The following is a 17,018-nucleotide window of genomic DNA, read 5'->3' as shown; positions in this document are numbered from 1 at the left end:
TGCCTCTGTGGTGAATTACTCATATCCCATACTTCTGCCGGTACTCGCCGAAGAGCTCCTCCTCGCTGGGCTCCCGCGGAGGGATGACCCGGGCGATGCGGGTGATGTTGAGATAATGGCGGTAGTTCAGGTTGTCGGAGATGATGTTCTTGCCCCAGGTGCCGCAGCCCATGGACAAGGAAAAGGGCAGCCCGTTATCGAAATTTCCCCCGTTGGCGAAGCAGTGGGCCTGGTTCACGATTACCCGGCAGGTGGGCGCCTCCAGTCCCAGGCGCAGCACGTGGGCCTCGTCCCGGGTGTGGATGCCGATGGAGTGCCCCGCCCCCTGGTAGGCGTAAATGCGGCAGGTGAGCTCGAAGGCCGCGTCGAAGTCCTTGACCCGGTAGACGGTGAGCACCGGGGAGAGCTTTTCCCCCGAGAAGGGGTAGTCTTTCCCCACCCCGGTCTCCTCCACCATGAGGAAGCGCGCTCTCTTCAGCTCCTCCCGGGAAAGCCCCGCCACTTCGCAGATGCGCGCCACCGACTGGGCGATGACCGAAGGCGACAACTTGCCGTCGGGCCACATGGCCTTCTGCAGCTTCGCCTTCTCCTCGGGCGTGAGCAGCGCGCCCCCCTGTTTCTTGAGCTCGGCGAGGGTGGGCTCGTAGACCTTTTCCAGCACCGCCAAGTGATTTTCCGAAGAGCAGCTTGTGGCGTTGTCGAAGGTCTTGGAGGCGGCGATCTTGGCCGCGGCGTCAGGCAGGTCCGCCGTCTCGTCGACGATCACCACCACGTTGCCCGCCCCCACTCCGATGGCGGGGGTGCCGCTCGTCATGGCTGCGCGCACGTTGTTCTGGGATCCGGTGACCACGACCAGGTCCACCTGGCGCATGAGCTCTTGGGTGAGCTCCTTGGACACAGGGCTCGGCAGCATCTGCACCAGGTCTTGGGGGGCGCCTACCCGGGCGAGCTCCGCATGGATGAACTCGAGCAGCAAGGCACAGGTGGAAGCGCCTTTGGGCGAGGGGGCCACGATGATGGCATTACGCCCTTTGAGGGCGTTGATCACCTTGTTGGCCACGGTCGCCGCCGGATTTGTGGAAGGGGTGATCGCGCCGACGACACCCACCGGGCGGGCGATCTCGATGATTCCTTTCTCCGGGTACTCGGCGATTACACCGACGCTCTTGGCACCCCGGAGGTCCCGCAGCAGCCCCATGGTCTTGCGACGGTTCTTGAGGATCTTGTCCTCTACGACCCCCAGGCCCGTGTCCTTGACCGCCAGCTCCGCCAACCGCCGGTTGCGCTCGGGCTCCACGATGGCCCATCCGGCCCCGGTGACCACCTCGTCCACTTGGGACTGGGTGTACCGGTCGTAGATCCGTTGGGCGGCGCGAGCCCGCGCCACCAGCCCCGCCACCATCTCGGCCACGCCCATGGAAACGATCTTTCCCGCCCGCGTGTTCATGAGCCAATCTCCCTAGTGCGTCCCGGTTCGCGCGCCATCATCCCTGCTTCGGCCGCGCGGGCAAGCTTGCGCCTGCGCAACTGCGTCCGTACCAGCGGAAAGACCAGCGCGATGATGGCGAGCACCATGATGGTGCCGCTGATCGGCCGGGTGAAGAAAATTGTCCAGTCGTTGTTGTAGCTGACCATGGTGGTCATGAAGTTGGTCTCGGCGAGCGGGCCCAGGATGACCCCCAGCACCAGGGGCGTAATGGGAAAGCGGAAGCGCTCGAACAGGTAGCCGAGGATCCCGAAACTCGCCAGTAGCCACAAATCGGTCACGTTGTTGCGCGCGGCGAAGGCGCCAAGAAAACAGCACATCACCACGTAGGCGGACACCACTGCTTCGGGAAAGTCCAGTACTTTCACCAGTACCTTGGCAGCGAAATAGCCAATCAGGCACATGCCGACGATGCCGACGAAAAGCGACGCGAACATCGCGTACACGATATGGGGGCTGTTAGCGAATACCTGGGGACCCGGCTGCAGCCCGTGGAGCAGGAAGGCACCGAGGATGATGGCGGTGGCGCCGCTGCCCGGGATGCCCATGGTGATCAGCGGAATCAGCGCGCCGCCCACCGAAGAAGTGGCCGCCGTCTGCGGCGCGACGATGCCTTCGGGGATGCCGGTACCGAGCTGTTCCTTCTTCTTGCCGTACTGCATCTCGACCCCGTAGGAGACGAAGGAGGCGATGGTGGCGCCGGCACCCGGCACCAGTCCTACGATGATGCCCGTCAGGGAACCGCGCAGGTAGGTGATCTTGGCGTGCCACATATCGCGCAGACCCGGCAGGCGGGTCTTTACGCTATCGACCGCCTGCAGCGGCACCGACTTGAAGCCTGTTTCCATCCGGGCGAACACTTCCCCGAGGCCGTAGGCGCCCACCATGACCACCAGGTAGTCGATGCCGTCGCGCAGAATGTCCACACCGAAGGTGAAGCGCTCGGCCCCGTAGGTTTCGTCTATCCCCACGCTGGCGATCAGCAACCCGATGAACAGGCTGATGAAGGCGTTGGTGAGGGAGCCACCGCCCAGGGACACCACGCTCGCCAGGCCGAAGAACAGGATGGCGAAGTACTCGGGCGTGGAAAAAGTGAGCGCGATCCTGGCGATGGGCTGAGCCGCTGCCACCATGAAGGTGGCGGCAATTAGCCCGCCGATTAGGGCGGCAGTCAGGGTCCAACCCAGGGCAAGGGCTGCCTGGCCTTTGCGTGCCATGGTGTAACCGTCCCACAGGAGGGGAACATCCATGGGCTCGCCCGGCACGCGGAACAGGATGGAGGTCCAGGCTCCGGCGTAGGTGCCGGAAACGTACATGGCGGTAAGCAGGATGATAGCCGGGATGACGTCCATGCTGTAGGTGAAGGGCAGGGCGAGCACCACGCCCATCACCAGCGTGAGCCCCGGCAACACGGCCACCAGTAGGCCCATGACGAGTCCTACCACGAGCGCCACCAGGTTCCATGGCTCGAACACGTGAAGGAAGCCGATAGCGAGGTGATGTAATACGTTGTCCATGTCGTCACCTCGTCACTTGATGCCCATCAGCTTCATCAGGAAAAGCGTGATCGCCGAGAACGGCTCTGTTCCGATCGGCAGGGAGATGTAGACCACTCGCATGAAAAAGAACATCATCAACAACGATCCGATGATGCCAGTGGAAAAGATGACCGCCCAATTCCGGTAGCGGCCGATGACCATGAAGGCGATCAGATAGCTGCTCGTGGCGAGAAAGAAGCCCAGCGTGGGCACCAAGGCCACATAGGCGAGGGTGGCGAGCACCCCCATGAGGAGCAGCCCCGGATAGGTTTTCTCCGACGGCTCGGCGTCGAGCGTCGGATGAGGATCCCCTACAGGCGCTTCCACAATTTCCTTCTCGGGAAGGGGTTCGGCACTAGGGCGGGTCAGCGCTCGGATGATCCCGTAGACGCTCGCTGCCACTAGAAGCCAGATCACGATCTTGGGCCAGGCGTCCGGACCAATCCGGCCGGGCGGCGCGAAATACTCGATCCGGTTGGCAACGTGGAATAGATAAAAACCCGCCGTCAGCACTACCCCGTAGGGAAGCGCTCGCTTGAGCCGCTCGACGATCATTTTCGCTCCTCCTTCGCTCCCCCTGCCCACTTCCGGCGGGCTATGGAATACGAAGGCCGGCATCTCCGGACACCGGCCCTCGGGGGAACGGCTTTCTACTTCATCCCGGCTTCAGCAGCGAATTTCTTCATGTTATTGAGCTCGGTTTCCAGGAACTTCTGGGCGCCTGCGGACGGAATATAGCTGTCCTCGAGGGCATACTGGTCTTTCAGGTAGGCCTTATAACCCGGGTCAGCCGCCACCTTGGCGAGCGCATCCGAGAGCACCTTGATTTTCTGGGGATCGGTGCCCGCTTTGACGATGAACATGCGGAACTGGTAAATGCTGATGGGATAGCCAAGCTCGGCCGAGCTTGGCACGTCGGCAAACGCAGGGAAGCGCTTGGAATCGAAAACGACGACCGGCCGCATCTGCTTGCCTTCGAGAAAGCTCTTCACGTCTCCCAGTTGCTCGTACAGCACGTCGGCGTGGCCGCCGAGAATGGAGCTGTAGCGCTCGCCAGGCTTAGCGAAGGGCACCGAGACCAGGTTAATGCCCTTGCTCTTGAAGTAATTGACGTGGATGTCGTCCGGGCTGCCGAAGCCGGTTACTGCCACCTTGAGCGGCCGCTTCTTGGCCTCGTTCACCAGGTCGTTCCAGTTCTTGATCGGACCGTTCTCGGCAACGAAAAACGCCGACGGCTGGCGGATCATGATGGCCACCGGCACGAAATCATTGAGGCTCCAGTTGAGCTTGGCCCCGCTGCCAAGCAAGCTGAACGTGTCCCCCGTCATGATGGAAATGGTATAGCCGTCGGCAGGGGCGGTCAGCATCTTGGTCAGACCGGTCTGCCCAGTAGCCCCAGGAACATTCACCACCGGAAAGGAAACCTTGAGCACTTCCTCCAGGATCTTGCCCGCCTGGCGCGCCACCTGGTCGGCTCCGCCGCCCGGACCCCAAGGTACCACGATTTCCACCGGGCGCGACGGATACTTTTCCTCGGCGTGGGCCACGGGCCACCCTGCGGCGCCCGCCGTCACGACCAACGCCGCCGCGACAAAGGGGCGGATAAGCTGAGTGCGGTTCATCATATCGTCTCCTCTGGTTCGATAGGTGCACAGGCCCGTTTCATGCGGTCTTTTTCGGAGCCTGAGAGGCACTTTATACGAAGCGGGAGCTTTATGCAACCGCTTACATCATTATCCGCCTATGGGATATCCTTATGTCGCGCGATTGCCTGTCCCCAAGCGTCCGTTATCGAAGGGACCCCCGATGAGCAGCCGTCTTTTTCAGCCGCTACGCCTGCGCCAGACCGTCCTGGACAATCGCATCATGGTCTCGCCCATGTGCCAATACTCGGCCGTCGAGGGCTGCGCCACCGACTGGCACCTCATGCACCTGGGGCAATTCGCCGTCTCGGGAGTGGGGCTCCTCATGGTGGAGATGACGGACGTGGAACCCCGCGGTCGCATCACGCCCTACTGCCTGGGCCTATACTCGGACGAGAACGAACGGGCTTTGAAGCGGGTGGTGGATTTCTGCAAGCGCCACGGACACGCCCGGATCGGAATCCAATTGGCCCACGCCGGCCGCAAGGCCTCCACCCTCCCGCCCTGGGAGGGACGTCGGCAGCTCACGCCGGAGGAAGGGGGTTGGGAGCCGGTGGCCCCGTCTGCCGTGGCGTCCGGCGAGGGCGCCGCTGTGCCCCGCGCCCTCACGATGGAGGAGATCGAGGCGATCCGCGACGCCTTCGTCGCCTCAGCCCGGCGGGCCGCCCGCATCGGCTTCGACGCCCTGGAGCTGCATTGCGCCCACGGCTATCTGCTGCACCAGTTCCTATCTCCCCTCTCCAATCGCCGCACTGACCGCTACGGGGGCTCCCTGCAGAATCGCATGCGCTTTCCCCTGGAGGTCTTCGCCGCCATGCGCGCGGCGTGGCCCGAGGACAGGCCCCTGGGCGTGCGGGTGTCGGCCACCGACTGGGCCGAGGGCGGTTGGGACCTGCCGGATACCCTGGAGTTTGCCCGCGCCCTCAAAGCACTGGGTTGTGACTGGATCGATGTCTCCAGCGGCGGGTTAGTCAAGAATCAGGTCATCAAGACCTACCCCGGCTACCAGGTGCCCTTCGCCGAGGCGGTCCGACGCGCGACAGGTCTCACCACCGTGGCCATCGGCATGATCACCGAGCCCCGCCACGCCGAGGCGATCGTGGCCGAAGGCAAGGCGGACATGGTAGCGCTGGCGCGAGGAATGCTTTACGACCCGCGCTGGGCCTGGCACGCCGCCGCCGAGCTGAGCGCGACGGTTCACTACCCCAACCCGTACCTGCGCTGCCGTCCCTGGGTGCGCAACGACACCTTCGCCGAACGGGAAGCGGCGCGGGGATAGAAGCGACACCAATCCCGCTCCGCGCTTTCGAGGGCCATTTCGCCGCTTAGCGACCGGCCTGGAGTCACGCGGGGCCGACTGCTGCAAGCAGCAGGGTGCGCTTCAGCGCACCCTCCAAAGGCCGACTAACGCTCCGGTTCAGCGGCGATCCCGCGCGCAGCGAGGGATCGTCCGCTGCAGCCGGTTGTTGTGCGGCTCATATATACCAGCCCTCATCGCAGGTCCAGGCGCATGACATGCCTTCGGCTTCCGGCCCTCCCTACCTCTCTGAAGCCGAGTTCTTGGAACACGGGTACGAAGCCCATGAACCGATAGCTCGGAGACTCTGGATCGACAGGATATGCTTCCAGAACGTCCGCACCATGACGACGTGCGAGTTCCATCGCGGCGAGAATAAGTTGCTGGCCGATGCCTAGACCGCGAAGCTCAGGCTTGACGAACATGCACACAAGGGACCACACAACAGTGCTATCATCGTCGAGACCGCCGAGGTCGCGGAAAGTGCCGCGCGGTGCGACCGAGCACCACGCGACAGGTTCGCTTCCTCGGTATCCAAGCAAGCCAACAGGCTGCCCCTCCAAGATGCGATTCTTGATCGCCTGCTTCTTGGCCGCTTTGTTCCTGCGGCTTTTACTGGGCAACGTCCGCCACACCATGCACCAGCAATTCTTCGGTCCGCCCTTGCCTTCGAAGAGCGCCTCAAAGTCTTTCCATAGGTCTGGTGTGACTTCTCGGAAACGCAAGCTCGGAACTCTCGAGCATTCGTTCATTTCACGGGCTACCGACCGCATAACGTCTTCCCGCTCAGCCGCCGGCGAAGCCGGTCGGCTGCAGCGGCTTGTTAGCCAGCCCCATCGCCTTGATTTGACCGTTCCAGCGGTGCGAGAGGAAGGGAATCGTATCTCCGAGACGCTTCGCATGCCGGTCCTGTGCTGCCAACAGGAATAGGACGCGAGGCGTTCGAAACGCCTCCACGAAACCTGCGCCGGTGCGGGAACGTAGGTCTGCCGCGATACGTTCCGCGAAGGCTTCACGGGGCTCACGACGGAAGTGCTGGTAGATGAGAATCGAACACCCTGCCGTCCACAGCCCTCCGATTTCGTCCCAGGTGACGTACTTCGAGGAGCCTCTGCGACCGACTGGCCTCGAGGGCACCTCGATCCCATTGTCCGGATCGACGAATACGAGATCGACGCCAGAGGCTGCACGCAGCAGGCCATCAAACCACGCCTCACGTTCCCGGCGCGCGTCGGGGACCAGCGCCGAGTAGTAGGACGCTCCCGGCAGGAGGCTGGTCCCTTCGATCAGTGACACGGTAGGCTGCCGTGCCACGCGAAGGAGGTCAGCGAGACCGGCGAACAGAGCCGGGTCGTACTTTTCCCACTTGGCGGGAGCTTTGAGGTACGACCGGAGTCGCCCGTCTCGGGTGTCGTCGTCCGGCGTGAGCATCCAGGCGACGAGCAGACGACTGTTGCCTCCCGACTGTAGTGCGCGCAGGAGACCATACTTGCGGTAGTCGTTGATGTCACCGAAGTACTGGTTTTTCATCGTGCGCTTGGCTTGGCTGGCTAACGTTTGACATAACCGGCTGGCTGGAAGCGGGCGAAGCCCGCTGTAAGCCAGTCCGGGTTGATGGAATTGTTAGGGGTGTTATGGAAGCTCGGCACGGCGGGTAAACCTGATGAGGATTTTTAGCTGTGGGTTTTCTATGACATACCCCGACATATCGAAAGTTGTTTGTGCGGGTTTGCCAGACAAGGAGAGTGTGAATTGCTTTGCTGGGCCAAAAACGGAGTGTGGTTGCCCAAAGTAGTGGGTGACTTTAACGGTAGCCTGAACAATGCCGTTTTCTACGTAGCACTCGCCAACGTAGAAATATTGTGCGTCACCACCAAGAACTTTTCCGTTTTCGATGACGGCTACACCAGCACCAACGCCTTGAGAATTTGAAACGAACTCAACTGACCAAAGAGCTTCAAGCATGGGATACCTCAAAGAAGTGTTTTTATGGGTTTGTTGTAAAAGACCGGACGGACAACCGAGCAACTTGCACAGGATTGGAATTTTCATTTTTTCTGTACCCGGTCAGTGTGGAGGGCTTATTGGCGCACATTGTTTAACACCCCTAACTAAAATTAGGTGAAGGCTAGCATAGACCGGCAAGCAGACTAAGTCAATTGCATAATCCAAACAGTCAACGACATAGCGTTACATTCCTGAATTAGGCTGCGTAAGATTTGACGAATGGATGCCATTGTCACGAAACGCCCGAAGCTGCTGGACCGGATGCGCGAAGCGCTGCGAGTGCAGCGCTACAGCTTGCGCACCGAGGAGGCCTACGTGGACTGGGCACGCCGCTTCATACTGTTCCACGGCAAGCGCCATCCCCGCGAGATGGGAGCGGCGGAGGTCTGCGCGTTTTTGACGCATCTGGCGACGGTGCGACAGGTTTCGCCTTCCACCCAGAACCAGGCCAAGGCGGCGCTGCTGTTCCTCTACAAGCGGGTGCTGGGCGTCGAGCTGCCGTGGCTGGACGAGGTGGTGCAAGCCAAGGTGAAAAAGCGCCTGCCGGTGGTGCTGACGCCGCGCGAGGTGCGCGCGTTGTTGAACGAGTTGAACGGCACGATGTGGCTCATCGTCAGCCTGCTCTACGGCACGGGCATGCGCCTGCTGGAGGGGCTGCGGCTGCGGGTAAAGGACGTGGAGTTCGAGCGGCGCGAGATCGTGGTGCGGGAGGCCAAGGGCGGCAAGGATCGGGTGACAATGCTGCCGGAGAATCTGATCGCGCCCCTGCAAGACCAACTGGCGCGGGCCAAGAAGCTGCACGATGAGGACCTGGCCGCCGGCTACGGCGAGGTGTGGCTGCCGGACGCGCTGGCGGTCAAGTATCCCAAGGCCGGCAAAGCTTGGGGTTGGCAGTACGTGTTTCCTTCGACGGTGCGCTCGACGGATCCGCGGTCGGGTGCGGTACGGCGCCACCACATCCTGCCGGAGACGGTGCAGAGGGCGGTCAAGCTGGCGGCTTCGCGCGCCGGGATAACCAAGCCGTGCACGCCGCACGTGCTGCGCCATTCCTTCGCCACCCACCTGTTGCAGAGCGGCTACGACATCCGTACGGTGCAGGAGTTGCTCGGCCACCAGGACGTGAGCACGACGATGATTTATACGCACGTGCTCAACCGCGGCGGCCGCGGTGTGGTGAGCCCCTTGGATCAGCTTTAAAGTCCTGACGCTCGATCTTTTCCCGGTATCCGGCCGTTTGTCGGAATTCACCGCGGCCTCGTGGAGTCGAATGGCTCTTCCGGCGTCGGTGAATCCGCGCCGCTTGCCGCAGCGGCCGGCCTCATGGAAAAAGACAAAGTTCGAGAACCTATTGACCACCCCCTTGCCCACAGGCCCGAGGACCATTAACCCGTCTTGGTCGAGCCCAATCAAATCATAAGAAAGAATAATAGAAACGGTAAGCTCTCGTTATACTTCTTGCGCTATCATATGTTGCGTGGCTCTTTCATATCGTGAAAAGAGCGGCGGAAGCCCGCGCCACAAGCGCGGACGAGGAGACCCGAGATGAGCGCAGTGTTGAAGAGCATCGAAGACCGGCTCCCCCGGCCGGTCGAAGAGGAGGCGTCCTTCGGCGACGCCTCCGGGGAGTACCGGGCGTGCGGCTGCTGGCGGGAAGAGCGTCATCCGCGCACCTTTCCGAGCCGGCTGCAGGGCGATCCCCGCGCCATCGAAAATCCTTTCGGCGATCTTTGAACGGCGCCAAGCGGCCGGAGATCCTCCGTCCGGCTGAGCGATAGAGGTTTCGCCCCGGCTGGGGCGCGCCTAAAATTCCCTTTTATTCGAAGAGCGCCCGTTGCGCCTTGGCGCGGGCGGGTGTCGTCTGTGCATCGTCTTTGAGGAACCTCCATGTCCAGCGTCGAACCTCTGCGCACCCCCGCGAGCCCCGCCAAGGCCGCCGCCCTGACGGAAGCCCGCCGCCTCGCCGGCCAGGTCCTGGTGGACGGTCGGCTTCAGCCTCCGCCCAGCGGCCGCACCTTTCCGGTGGAAAATCCTGGCGACGAAACCGTCATCGCGGAAGCCGCCCGGTGCGATGCCCGGGACGTGGCCTGGGCGGTGGAGGTCGCCCATCGGGCCTACCCCGCCTGGTCGCACCTCCCGGCCCGGGAGCGGGGCGACCTGCTGCGCCGGGCCGCCGACCGGCTGGAGCAGGAGGCGGAACCCCTCGCCCGGCTCCTGGCGTTGGAGACCGGCAATGCCCTCGCCACCCAGTCTCGGCCCGAGGTGGCCGGCGCCATCGAGCTGCTACGGTTCTTCGCCGGCCTGTGGTCGGAGCTCAAGGGACGCACGATCCCCTGGGACCCGGATACGCTGGCCTACGTAGCGCGCGAACCGCTGGGAGTGGTCGGCGCCATCATCCCGTGGAACTCGCCCCTCGCCCTCCTGTGCGTGAAGCTGGGTCCGGCCGTGGTGGCGGGCAACACCCTGGTGGTGAAGAGCGCCGAGCAAGCGCCCCTGACCGTGACCCGCACGGTGGAGATCCTGAACGAAGTCTTGCCTGCTGGCGTGGTGAATGCCATCTCCGGGTTCGGGGAAGAGGCGGGCCGACCCCTAGCCGAGCATCCCCTGGTGCGCAAGGTAAGCTTCACCGGCTCCGTTTCGGTGGGTCGGCAGATCCTGCGCTACGCCGCTGAAAAGCTTTGCCCGGTTACCCTAGAGCTCGGGGGAAAGAGCCCGAACATCGTGATGGACGACGCCGACCTAGACAAAGCAGTGCCAGGAATCATCGCCGGCATGCGCTTCACCCGCCAGGGCCAGTCCTGTTCCGCCGGCACCCGCATCTACCTGCACGACCAGGTCTACGACCAGGTCGTCGCCCGCACCGTGAAGGAACTGGAGAAGCTCAAGATCGGCGATCCCTTGGACGAGGCGACCCAGATGGGGGCCATCATCTCCCGGGAGCAGTTCGAGCGGGTCAAGTCCTACGTGGACATGGCCCGCGCCACCCCGGGCGCTCGCATCCTGTGCGGCGGCGGCCCCGCACCCGGGCTAGACAAGGGTTACTTCTACACGCCCACTCTGATTGAGGGGGTTCCCCACACCTCCCCGGTGTGCACCGACGAGATCTTCGGTCCCGTGGCGCTGCTGTACCGGTTTAGCGACTTCGACGAAGCCCTCACCCTCGCCAACGATACCCAGTACGGCCTCGCTGGGGCGCTGTGGACCCGCGATCTCGCCAAGGCCCTCGCCTTCGCGGAAAAGCTCCAGGCGGGTTTCGTGCAAGTGAACCAGTACGCGGGGCCGAGGGCGGGGCTGTCCTACGGCGGCTATAAGATGAGCGGGCTAGGGCGGGAGTATTCCCTAGAATCCATGCTGGAGCACTTCACCGCCACCAAGACGGTGATCGTGAATTACGGAAAGTAACCGCGGTGCGTCCGTTTTCAGCGGACCGCCAGCTTGCAGGAGGCCAGCCATGCCGCCCGGCAAACCGCCGGACAAGGCACGCCTCGACCGTATCGTGGCCGAGGCCCGGCGCGCCCGGGAGGAGCGGGAGAAAGGGTATCGGGCGCGGGCCCTCAAGCTCTTTCCCTGGATCTGCGCCCGGTGCGGGCGGGAATTCACCCGCGCGACGCTCTATCAGCTCACCGTGCATCACCGGGACGGCAACCACGACAACAATCCGCCCGACGGCAGCAACTGGGAGCTCCTGTGCCTCTACTGCCACGAGAACGAGCACGCGCGGGTCGTGGACGAGTCGGTTCGCGGCCGGCCCGCGCCCGGCACCGAGCCTGAATCCCGGGCAACCTACAAGCCGTTCGCCGGCCTGGACGCCTTGCTCGAACGCAAGAGATAACGACCCACGGAACATTCCGCCGCAGTCCTCGGCCTAAGGAAATATCGGGCATTACCCTCCCATGACGGTCGGTCAACGCGTCGTATTGCTTCTGCTGGCCTTTCCGTTTTCGGCGCTGCTCGCCGTGGGCGTGTACTGGGGGCTCGACCTGCCAGCCCGGTACGGGCTTCCCATCGCCGCCCTGATCTTCATCGCCATCGAGCTTCTGCTCCAGCGTCTTGCCTCCCGAATTCGACCCCAGGTCGGCCCCGAGTCGCTTCCCGGCCAAGAGGTGGAGGTGCTCTCCGACTTCCAGCAGGATGAGCACGGGTTCTACGCCGGGCACGTACGGCTCAAGGGGGAACGATGGAAGGCACGCGCCGCGGTCCCCCAGGAACACGTGCCCCGCCCGGGCGCTAAAGCGCACATCGAGCGGGTGGAAGGGGTCACGCTTTGGGTTTCGCCGAGCGCTCGTCCGATAGATAAGCCCGGCCGATAAAAAAAGCCGGGCACAAGGCCCGGCGCAAGGGAGGAAGCAATGGAAACCCGATGGGTTCAGTCCCGCGCCCAAGCGTCGCTCATAAGCCGTGCCAGGGGCTCGGAGATTTCGTAGACGCTCGCCACCGCCAGCTCCGGGCCGAAGGGCACGCCATCCTTCTCCGCGCGCCGCTTGAGCCGCTCCTCGTGGATCTCCAGCACGTCCTTCGGGAAGGGCATGAGGCCAGGATCCAGGATGCGCAAGTACCCCTCGGCGTCCCGGGCCGGCATCACCCGGCTCTTGCACCAGCGGTTGGGGGACCAGGGGATATCCATGACGCCGGCTTCGAATGCGCGCACCGCCCCCACCGCCGCGTCCCCGTCCCCCATCTCCAGGGTCTTGTCGATGATGGGCCGCACTTCCCGCTTGATCAGCTCCACTTCGAACTGGAACTCGGGTAGGGGATCGAGACGGATCCGGCGCGCCAGGTAAATCCCCATGCGCGTCATGCGCAACCCTTCCGCGTTCGCCTGGGGCGTGGGGATGCCGAACGCCTCGTGGGTGGTCTTGGTGGTGACCGACACCGCCCCGGCCACGGCGGCCAGCGTTCCGCCGTAGACCACCAGGGCTGCCGACTGGGCCTCGTCGTGGGGCCAGGCGCCCATCCAGTGGAGAAGGGTGACTGGGGTAAATACATCCGTGTAGCCCGCCTTGCGCAGGTATTCCTGAACGAGATCCTGGCAAGCCCGCACCGCCGCCGCGTCCTGGACGAGGTGCAGCGTCTGCCCCATCTCCAGGCCGTAATTCTTGACCCCCTGGGCGGCGGCCAGCAGCGCGTCCAGGACGCAGGTCATGATGGCGATGCAAGGCGGGATGTTGGTGCCGGTGAGGAAACCCGGCTGGCGCCGGTGCAGCTCGACGCCGTGCTCCTGGTACAGCGCCGCCAGCCGGTCTAGGTACTGGTAGTTGCGGATACCCTCCTCGATGGAGAGTTCCTTGATGTAGGAAGTGGTGTAGGCGATGCCAGAACCCAGGTAGCCCGAATAGCCCGAGGCGAAACCGATCTCCCCCGTGAGCTTGGGCATGGCGGTGCCGGTCAGCATGATGGCCGGCTTGTCGATGGCCTCGATCAGCTTCTTGCTCACCTCAACCCCGTAGTTCACGATGGGGTAGCCGTTCAGCATGGAGCGTCCTTCCCGCTCCGACTCCTCGATCCCCTTCTGCGCCAGCACCCACTGCTCGTTGCGGGTGTAGCTGTCGGTGGTGGTGGGCACGATGTCGGCTAGTCCTTCCTTGTCCAGGATTTGCATCAGTTCCAGTTGCAGCCGGAAAGTGCCGAAGCCACCCCGGGGTTGGGTAAGGCAGCGGCCCTCCTGCACCGCCCGCCGCATGACGTAGGCGAGCCGCTTGTGCTTCGGCAGCCGCTGGTGCAGCTCCACCGCCCGCTCGAGCACCACCTCCTTCCCCGTGGGCCAGCGGGCCAGGTTCTCCCGGCGCATGGCGTCGAAGGCGTCATCGGGGATCCGTTCCTGGGAGAGGGGTAGCCGAGTCTCAGGCGCCGACGGTGCGTTCATGACGGGACTCCTTGTGCACGGGAACGAGGCAGTTGCAGCCCAAGCGCAGCGCGGCTGCCGGCTCCACCTGGGCGAGCAAGCCGCAGGCGTACAGGGAATAATCGCGGTCGAGCATAAGCCGCGGAGCCCTCGGCCGCAGAGACCAGGGCTCAGCAGGATCGAACAGGGCCGTCTCCAGGATCGCTCCAGGATCGGCGCCGTGGACCAGCACGCCGCCGGTGCCGATCACCGTGGCCACTTCCCGCAGGTCCTTGCCGTGCTGCACCTGGACCGGTCCCTGGACCGTGTAGACGGTCTCCAGCGTCCCGGCGTGGCGCTGGACCGCCAAACGCACGGCGGCGCGGCCGAGGGCCAGATCGAGGGCCCGCTCTTCGTCGCTTTCTGGCAGCCGCTCCACCTCGCGCGAGAGCTCATCCACCATTTGCCTCACCCGGTCGGCGGGCAGTCCCGCATCCCGGGCCAAGGCCTCCAGACCGACGATCTCGGCCACGGCGCCAATGTTGTGGCGCATGCCCAGGTCCCCTTCCACGGTGCGCTTGACGCGCGGCTCCGGCAAGCCGTGGGGTATGATCCCCGGCTGGGTCGGCTGCCCGTCCGCCACCGAATGCACGTCGGTCGTCGCCCCACCCGGATCCACCACCAGCAGGGGCCCCAGCCCCGGCTGCCCTTCCCAGCCGTCGGCCAGCAGCCGTGCCGCCTCCATGACCGCCTCGGGCGTAGGCATCAACACCTGATCGAACAGGGCCTGGGCCCGGTCGATGCCCTTCGCGTGCACGATACGCTCGATGAACACCCGGCGGATGGCGGCACGGGCGGGCTCGATGTTGAGCACGTTGAACTCGGGCATCACGTTCTCGGCAACGATGACCGTCTTGCCGCCGAGGAGCCGTTGAGCCTCTTCGGCCGCCGCCCGATTACCTGCGTAGACGATGGGACACGCGAGGGAGGAGGTTCCTAGCGCTTCGGCGTTGTGCAGGATCACCTCGCTGTTTCCGCCGTCGGTGCCGCCTGCGAGCAGCAGGATGTCGGGGGAAAGCGCCTCGATCTTTTTGACATCGCCGCGGGTCAGGCGATAGGCGAAGGTGCCTACTAGCTTCGCCCCGGCCCCGAGGGCTGCCCGGCGGGCCGCTTCCGCGGTGAGTTCCCGCACCAGCCCCACCGTGACCATGCGCAAGCCCCCAGCCGCGCTGGAAGAGGCGAGCCGGTAGGTAAACCTGGGAAGCGGACCGATATGGGCTTCCAGGTCCTGGAGCGCCGTGACCATGCCCACGGTGATGTCGGTGGCAACGGTGGACGGCCCCTGGCCGGCGCCGATGATGCGGGCATTGTCCACGTCCACCGCCCGCAGCTTGGTGTAGGTGCTGCCGAAATCGATGAGGAGCGCCGTCTTCATGCGATCAGCGAAAATTTCCCCCCTGGTGAATCACGCTTCTGTCTTTTGCCTTTCCCGGGCCTCGAAATCCCGGGCGAGGGCCTCGATCACCTCGTCGGTGCGCGTGCCGGGGGGGAACGCCCGGTCGAAGCCCATGGCGAGGAAGCGTTTCTCCACGTCTTCCCAGCGCTGCTTTCCCACCACCAGGTTCCCGCCCACGTAGAGCAGGATGTTCTCCAGGCCCGCTTCGATGCACTTGTCGCGAAAGCCCCGGCAGTCCAGCTCTCCCTGGCCGTAGAGGGAAGAGACCAGGATCCCATCAGCGTTCGTCTCCACCGCCGCCTTGATGAAGTCCTCGGCCGGGGTCAGCGCCCCCAAGGCCACCACCTTGTAGCCGGCCTTCTCCAGCGCCATGGACAAAATGCGGTTGCCCACGATATGGGTGTCCGACCCTATGACCCCGGTGACCAGCGTTTTCCGTCCCATCATCCCATCCTTTGGAAGCGCTTACATGCAAACACGCTCAAAGCGCGGCCGAGGCTTTCGCGGAAAATCCTTCCCGCGCCACCGTGTAGCGTGCCAGCGCGTCGCGGTCGAGGGAGGGCCGATCGCCCGGCTCCAGCACGATGGCCCCGCGCTCGAACCGGAGGGGCCGCTCCAGCAGGCGCGACACGGGCTTCAAAAACCCGTTCATCTCGCCCGCGTTCCCGATCGTTTCCCGGGCGACGCAAGCCTCCATCCAGCAGCCGATCTCGCACGCCACGCCGTTGCCCAGGACCGGTTCCATGCCCAAAGCGCGGATGCGCTCGATGCCGGCCTTGAGGCGATCGAGGCTTCCCATTTTCATGAGCTTCAGCTTGATGAAGCTGGCGCATCGCAGGCGTGCGGCGCGCTCGATATCCTCGATCCCGTAGATGGATTCGTCCAGCATCATGGGCACCGGCGAGATTTCGGCCACCGCCTTGGCCGCGGTCCAGTCCCCCGCAGCGCAGGGTTGCTCGAAGAGCTCGACGCTGGCCGGATCCAGCGTCCGCAAGAAGCGGCGCGCCTCGTCGACGTTGTAGCCCTGGTTGGCGTCGATGCGAAGCCGGGCCCGCCCGCGGTTGAACCGCTGGACCAGGGCCACCTTGCGCGCGTCCCGCTCCGGATCGAAGCCCACCTTGATCTTGAGGGTGCCGTGACCTTCGCTGAGGAGCTTCTCGATCTCCGACTCCAGCTCGTGGGCTTGCGTGCCGTTCACGAGTCCCAGCAGAGGCACTGTCGTCGTTCGCTCCACCGACAAACATGGATGGCCCTCCAGCATATCCACAGCCGTGGCGAGGGCCGTGGTGGTGAAAGGCGCCGCGCCGACCGCCGCCTCGGCCACGCGCTTCGCGTCCAAGGGGGAGCGGCCCACCATTCGGGGCGCCAGCTCCCGGGTCAGCGCCCAACTCCCGTCAATGGTCTCTTCGGTGTAGCCTGTGAGGAGCGTCGCCTCCCCCAATCCTTCGCGGCCGTCCGAGTCCACCGCTTCCACCAGGAGGGTGTCGAAGGCCCTGACCGGCCCGAACGCGAGCTTGTACGGGGTGGTCAAGGGCACCTGGAGCCGATAGAGCGTGACATGCTCGATGACGCTCATGATTCTCCTAAGGGTTTGCCGCGGCGCTCGCCGGGCGCCTTGGGGCGCCCGGCCCGCTGGGCTTTGGGCGGGTCGATCCCGCTTCTCATCCTTGCGCGAGGGCGCGCGGGCGCCCTCGGGGCCTCACACGTAGTCCTTGTACTTTTCCAGCAGCCGTTTGGGCTTGGAGAGGGCGTCGCGGCGGAAGGGGTCGCCGA

17 protein-coding genes are annotated in these 17,018 nt (G+C 64.3%); 6 read left to right on the top strand and 11 right to left on the bottom strand.

From position 1 onward, the window contains the following. Positions 1–19: 19 nt before the first annotated feature. From sauS to ACTFO6_RS15910, 4 genes are all read right to left on the bottom strand, one after another. Positions 20–1,447, bottom strand: coding sequence for an acylating sulfoacetaldehyde dehydrogenase (gene sauS / locus ACTFO6_RS15925; protein WP_439935429.1), 1,428 nt, complete (start codon positions 1,445–1,447; stop codon positions 20–22). Continuing rightward, on the bottom strand, positions 1,444–3,003 hold the full coding sequence (locus tag ACTFO6_RS15920; protein WP_439935428.1) for a tripartite tricarboxylate transporter permease: 1,560 nt from the start codon (positions 3,001–3,003) through the stop codon (positions 1,444–1,446). Before ACTFO6_RS15920 ends, sauS begins: the two co-directional genes overlap by 4 nt. 12 nt (positions 3,004–3,015) lie before the next feature. Beyond that, positions 3,016–3,579, bottom strand: coding sequence for a tripartite tricarboxylate transporter TctB family protein (locus ACTFO6_RS15915; protein WP_439935427.1), 564 nt, complete (start codon positions 3,577–3,579; stop codon positions 3,016–3,018). A 95-nt stretch (positions 3,580–3,674) separates the two neighbouring features. Further along, positions 3,675–4,649: a Bug family tripartite tricarboxylate transporter substrate binding protein gene (locus ACTFO6_RS15910; RefSeq protein WP_439935426.1), complete on the bottom strand. Its 975-nt coding sequence runs from the start codon at positions 4,647–4,649 to the stop codon at positions 3,675–3,677. 181 nt (positions 4,650–4,830) lie between these two features. Between ACTFO6_RS15910 and ACTFO6_RS15905 the strand changes: the two genes are divergently transcribed. After that, positions 4,831–5,946 (top strand): NADH:flavin oxidoreductase/NADH oxidase, encoded by a 1,116-nt coding sequence (locus tag ACTFO6_RS15905; RefSeq protein WP_439935425.1) that lies wholly within the window; start codon positions 4,831–4,833, stop codon positions 5,944–5,946. Between the two features lie 212 nt (positions 5,947–6,158). On the opposite strand, the gene ACTFO6_RS15900 is transcribed toward ACTFO6_RS15905, so the two are convergent. The 3 genes from ACTFO6_RS15900 to ACTFO6_RS15890 form a co-directional block, all read right to left on the bottom strand. After that, on the bottom strand, positions 6,159–6,737 hold the full coding sequence (locus ACTFO6_RS15900) for an N-acetyltransferase family protein (protein WP_439935424.1): 579 nt from the start codon (positions 6,735–6,737) through the stop codon (positions 6,159–6,161). Between the two features lie 13 nt (positions 6,738–6,750). Continuing rightward, a complete protein-coding gene (locus tag ACTFO6_RS15895; protein WP_439935423.1) occupies positions 6,751–7,494 on the bottom strand; it encodes a hypothetical protein in 744 nt (247 codons plus the stop codon). Between the two features lie 102 nt (positions 7,495–7,596). Further along, on the bottom strand, positions 7,597–8,016 hold the full coding sequence (locus ACTFO6_RS15890; protein ID WP_439935422.1) for a hypothetical protein: 420 nt from the start codon (positions 8,014–8,016) through the stop codon (positions 7,597–7,599). Positions 8,017–8,190: 174 nt separating this feature from the next. On the opposite strand from ACTFO6_RS15890, the gene ACTFO6_RS15885 reads away from it, so the two are divergent. From ACTFO6_RS15885 to ACTFO6_RS15865, 5 genes are all read left to right on the top strand, one after another. Continuing rightward, positions 8,191–9,168 (top strand): integron integrase, encoded by a 978-nt coding sequence (locus tag ACTFO6_RS15885; protein WP_439935421.1) that lies wholly within the window; start codon positions 8,191–8,193, stop codon positions 9,166–9,168. Between the two features lie 345 nt (positions 9,169–9,513). Continuing rightward, positions 9,514–9,702 carry a hypothetical protein gene (locus ACTFO6_RS15880; RefSeq protein WP_439935420.1) on the top strand — a complete coding sequence of 63 codons (189 nt, stop codon included), beginning with the start codon at positions 9,514–9,516 and terminating at the stop codon, positions 9,700–9,702. Positions 9,703–9,855: 153 nt separating this feature from the next. Further along, entirely contained in the window at positions 9,856–11,370 is a 1,515-nt protein-coding gene (locus ACTFO6_RS15875; protein WP_439935419.1) for an aldehyde dehydrogenase family protein, read from the top strand. 49 nt (positions 11,371–11,419) lie between these two features. Further along, positions 11,420–11,800: a YajD family HNH nuclease gene (locus ACTFO6_RS15870; protein ID WP_439935418.1), complete on the top strand. Its 381-nt coding sequence runs from the start codon at positions 11,420–11,422 to the stop codon at positions 11,798–11,800. A 61-nt stretch (positions 11,801–11,861) separates the two neighbouring features. Continuing rightward, complete coding sequence (locus tag ACTFO6_RS15865; protein ID WP_439935417.1) at positions 11,862–12,278, top strand: NfeD family protein; 417 nt, start codon at positions 11,862–11,864, stop codon at positions 12,276–12,278. Between the two features lie 56 nt (positions 12,279–12,334). On the opposite strand, the gene ACTFO6_RS15860 is transcribed toward ACTFO6_RS15865, so the two are convergent. Genes ACTFO6_RS15860 through ACTFO6_RS15845 form a run of 4 tightly spaced genes read right to left on the bottom strand, consistent with a single transcriptional unit; the run spans position 12,335 to position 16,821 of the window. Then, positions 12,335–13,831 (bottom strand): methylaspartate mutase subunit E, encoded by a 1,497-nt coding sequence (locus ACTFO6_RS15860; RefSeq protein ID WP_439935416.1) that lies wholly within the window; start codon positions 13,829–13,831, stop codon positions 12,335–12,337. Next, the gene (gene glmL, locus ACTFO6_RS15855; RefSeq protein ID WP_439935415.1) at positions 13,809–15,224 is read right to left on the bottom strand and encodes a methylaspartate mutase accessory protein GlmL; all 1,416 of its coding nucleotides are present in this window, start codon (positions 15,222–15,224) and stop codon (positions 13,809–13,811) included. Before glmL ends, ACTFO6_RS15860 begins: the two co-directional genes overlap by 23 nt. A 30-nt stretch (positions 15,225–15,254) precedes the next feature. Next, positions 15,255–15,689 (bottom strand): methylaspartate mutase subunit S, encoded by a 435-nt coding sequence (glmS, locus tag ACTFO6_RS15850; RefSeq protein WP_439935414.1) that lies wholly within the window; start codon positions 15,687–15,689, stop codon positions 15,255–15,257. Positions 15,690–15,726: 37 nt separating this feature from the next. Then, on the bottom strand, positions 15,727–16,821 hold the full coding sequence (locus tag ACTFO6_RS15845) for a mandelate racemase/muconate lactonizing enzyme family protein (RefSeq protein ID WP_439935413.1): 1,095 nt from the start codon (positions 16,819–16,821) through the stop codon (positions 15,727–15,729). Positions 16,822–17,018: the final 197 nt, after the last annotated feature.

The sequence above is a fragment of the Pelomicrobium sp. G1 genome, from assembly GCF_051905455.1.
In the GTDB taxonomy this organism is placed as follows: domain Bacteria; phylum Pseudomonadota; class Gammaproteobacteria; order Burkholderiales; family UBA6910; genus Pelomicrobium.
This window is presented reverse-complemented; position numbering and strand designations above follow the sequence as displayed.

Bases quoted from the DNA above. Each gene is read 5' to 3' on its own strand.
- sauS (WP_439935429.1), bottom strand. From the start codon at position 1,447: ATGAACACGCGGGCGGGAAAGATCGTTTCCATGGGCGTGGCCGAGATG.
- ACTFO6_RS15920 (WP_439935428.1), bottom strand. From the start codon at position 3,003: ATGGACAACGTATTACATCACCTCGCTATCGGCTTCCTTCACGTGTTC.
- ACTFO6_RS15915 (WP_439935427.1), bottom strand. From the start codon at position 3,579: ATGATCGTCGAGCGGCTCAAGCGAGCGCTTCCCTACGGGGTAGTGCTG.
- ACTFO6_RS15910 (WP_439935426.1), bottom strand. From the start codon at position 4,649: ATGATGAACCGCACTCAGCTTATCCGCCCCTTTGTCGCGGCGGCGTTG.
- ACTFO6_RS15905 (WP_439935425.1), top strand. From the start codon at position 4,831: ATGAGCAGCCGTCTTTTTCAGCCGCTACGCCTGCGCCAGACCGTCCTG.
- ACTFO6_RS15900 (WP_439935424.1), bottom strand. From the start codon at position 6,737: ATGCGGTCGGTAGCCCGTGAAATGAACGAATGCTCGAGAGTTCCGAGC.
- ACTFO6_RS15895 (WP_439935423.1), bottom strand. From the start codon at position 7,494: ATGAAAAACCAGTACTTCGGTGACATCAACGACTACCGCAAGTATGGT.
- ACTFO6_RS15890 (WP_439935422.1), bottom strand. From the start codon at position 8,016: ATGAAAATTCCAATCCTGTGCAAGTTGCTCGGTTGTCCGTCCGGTCTT.
- ACTFO6_RS15885 (WP_439935421.1), top strand. From the start codon at position 8,191: ATGGATGCCATTGTCACGAAACGCCCGAAGCTGCTGGACCGGATGCGC.
- ACTFO6_RS15880 (WP_439935420.1), top strand. From the start codon at position 9,514: ATGAGCGCAGTGTTGAAGAGCATCGAAGACCGGCTCCCCCGGCCGGTC.
- ACTFO6_RS15875 (WP_439935419.1), top strand. From the start codon at position 9,856: ATGTCCAGCGTCGAACCTCTGCGCACCCCCGCGAGCCCCGCCAAGGCC.
- ACTFO6_RS15870 (WP_439935418.1), top strand. From the start codon at position 11,420: ATGCCGCCCGGCAAACCGCCGGACAAGGCACGCCTCGACCGTATCGTG.
- ACTFO6_RS15865 (WP_439935417.1), top strand. From the start codon at position 11,862: ATGACGGTCGGTCAACGCGTCGTATTGCTTCTGCTGGCCTTTCCGTTT.
- ACTFO6_RS15860 (WP_439935416.1), bottom strand. From the start codon at position 13,831: ATGAACGCACCGTCGGCGCCTGAGACTCGGCTACCCCTCTCCCAGGAA.
- glmL (WP_439935415.1), bottom strand. From the start codon at position 15,224: ATGAAGACGGCGCTCCTCATCGATTTCGGCAGCACCTACACCAAGCTG.
- glmS (WP_439935414.1), bottom strand. From the start codon at position 15,689: ATGGGACGGAAAACGCTGGTCACCGGGGTCATAGGGTCGGACACCCAT.
- ACTFO6_RS15845 (WP_439935413.1), bottom strand. From the start codon at position 16,821: ATGAGCGTCATCGAGCATGTCACGCTCTATCGGCTCCAGGTGCCCTTG.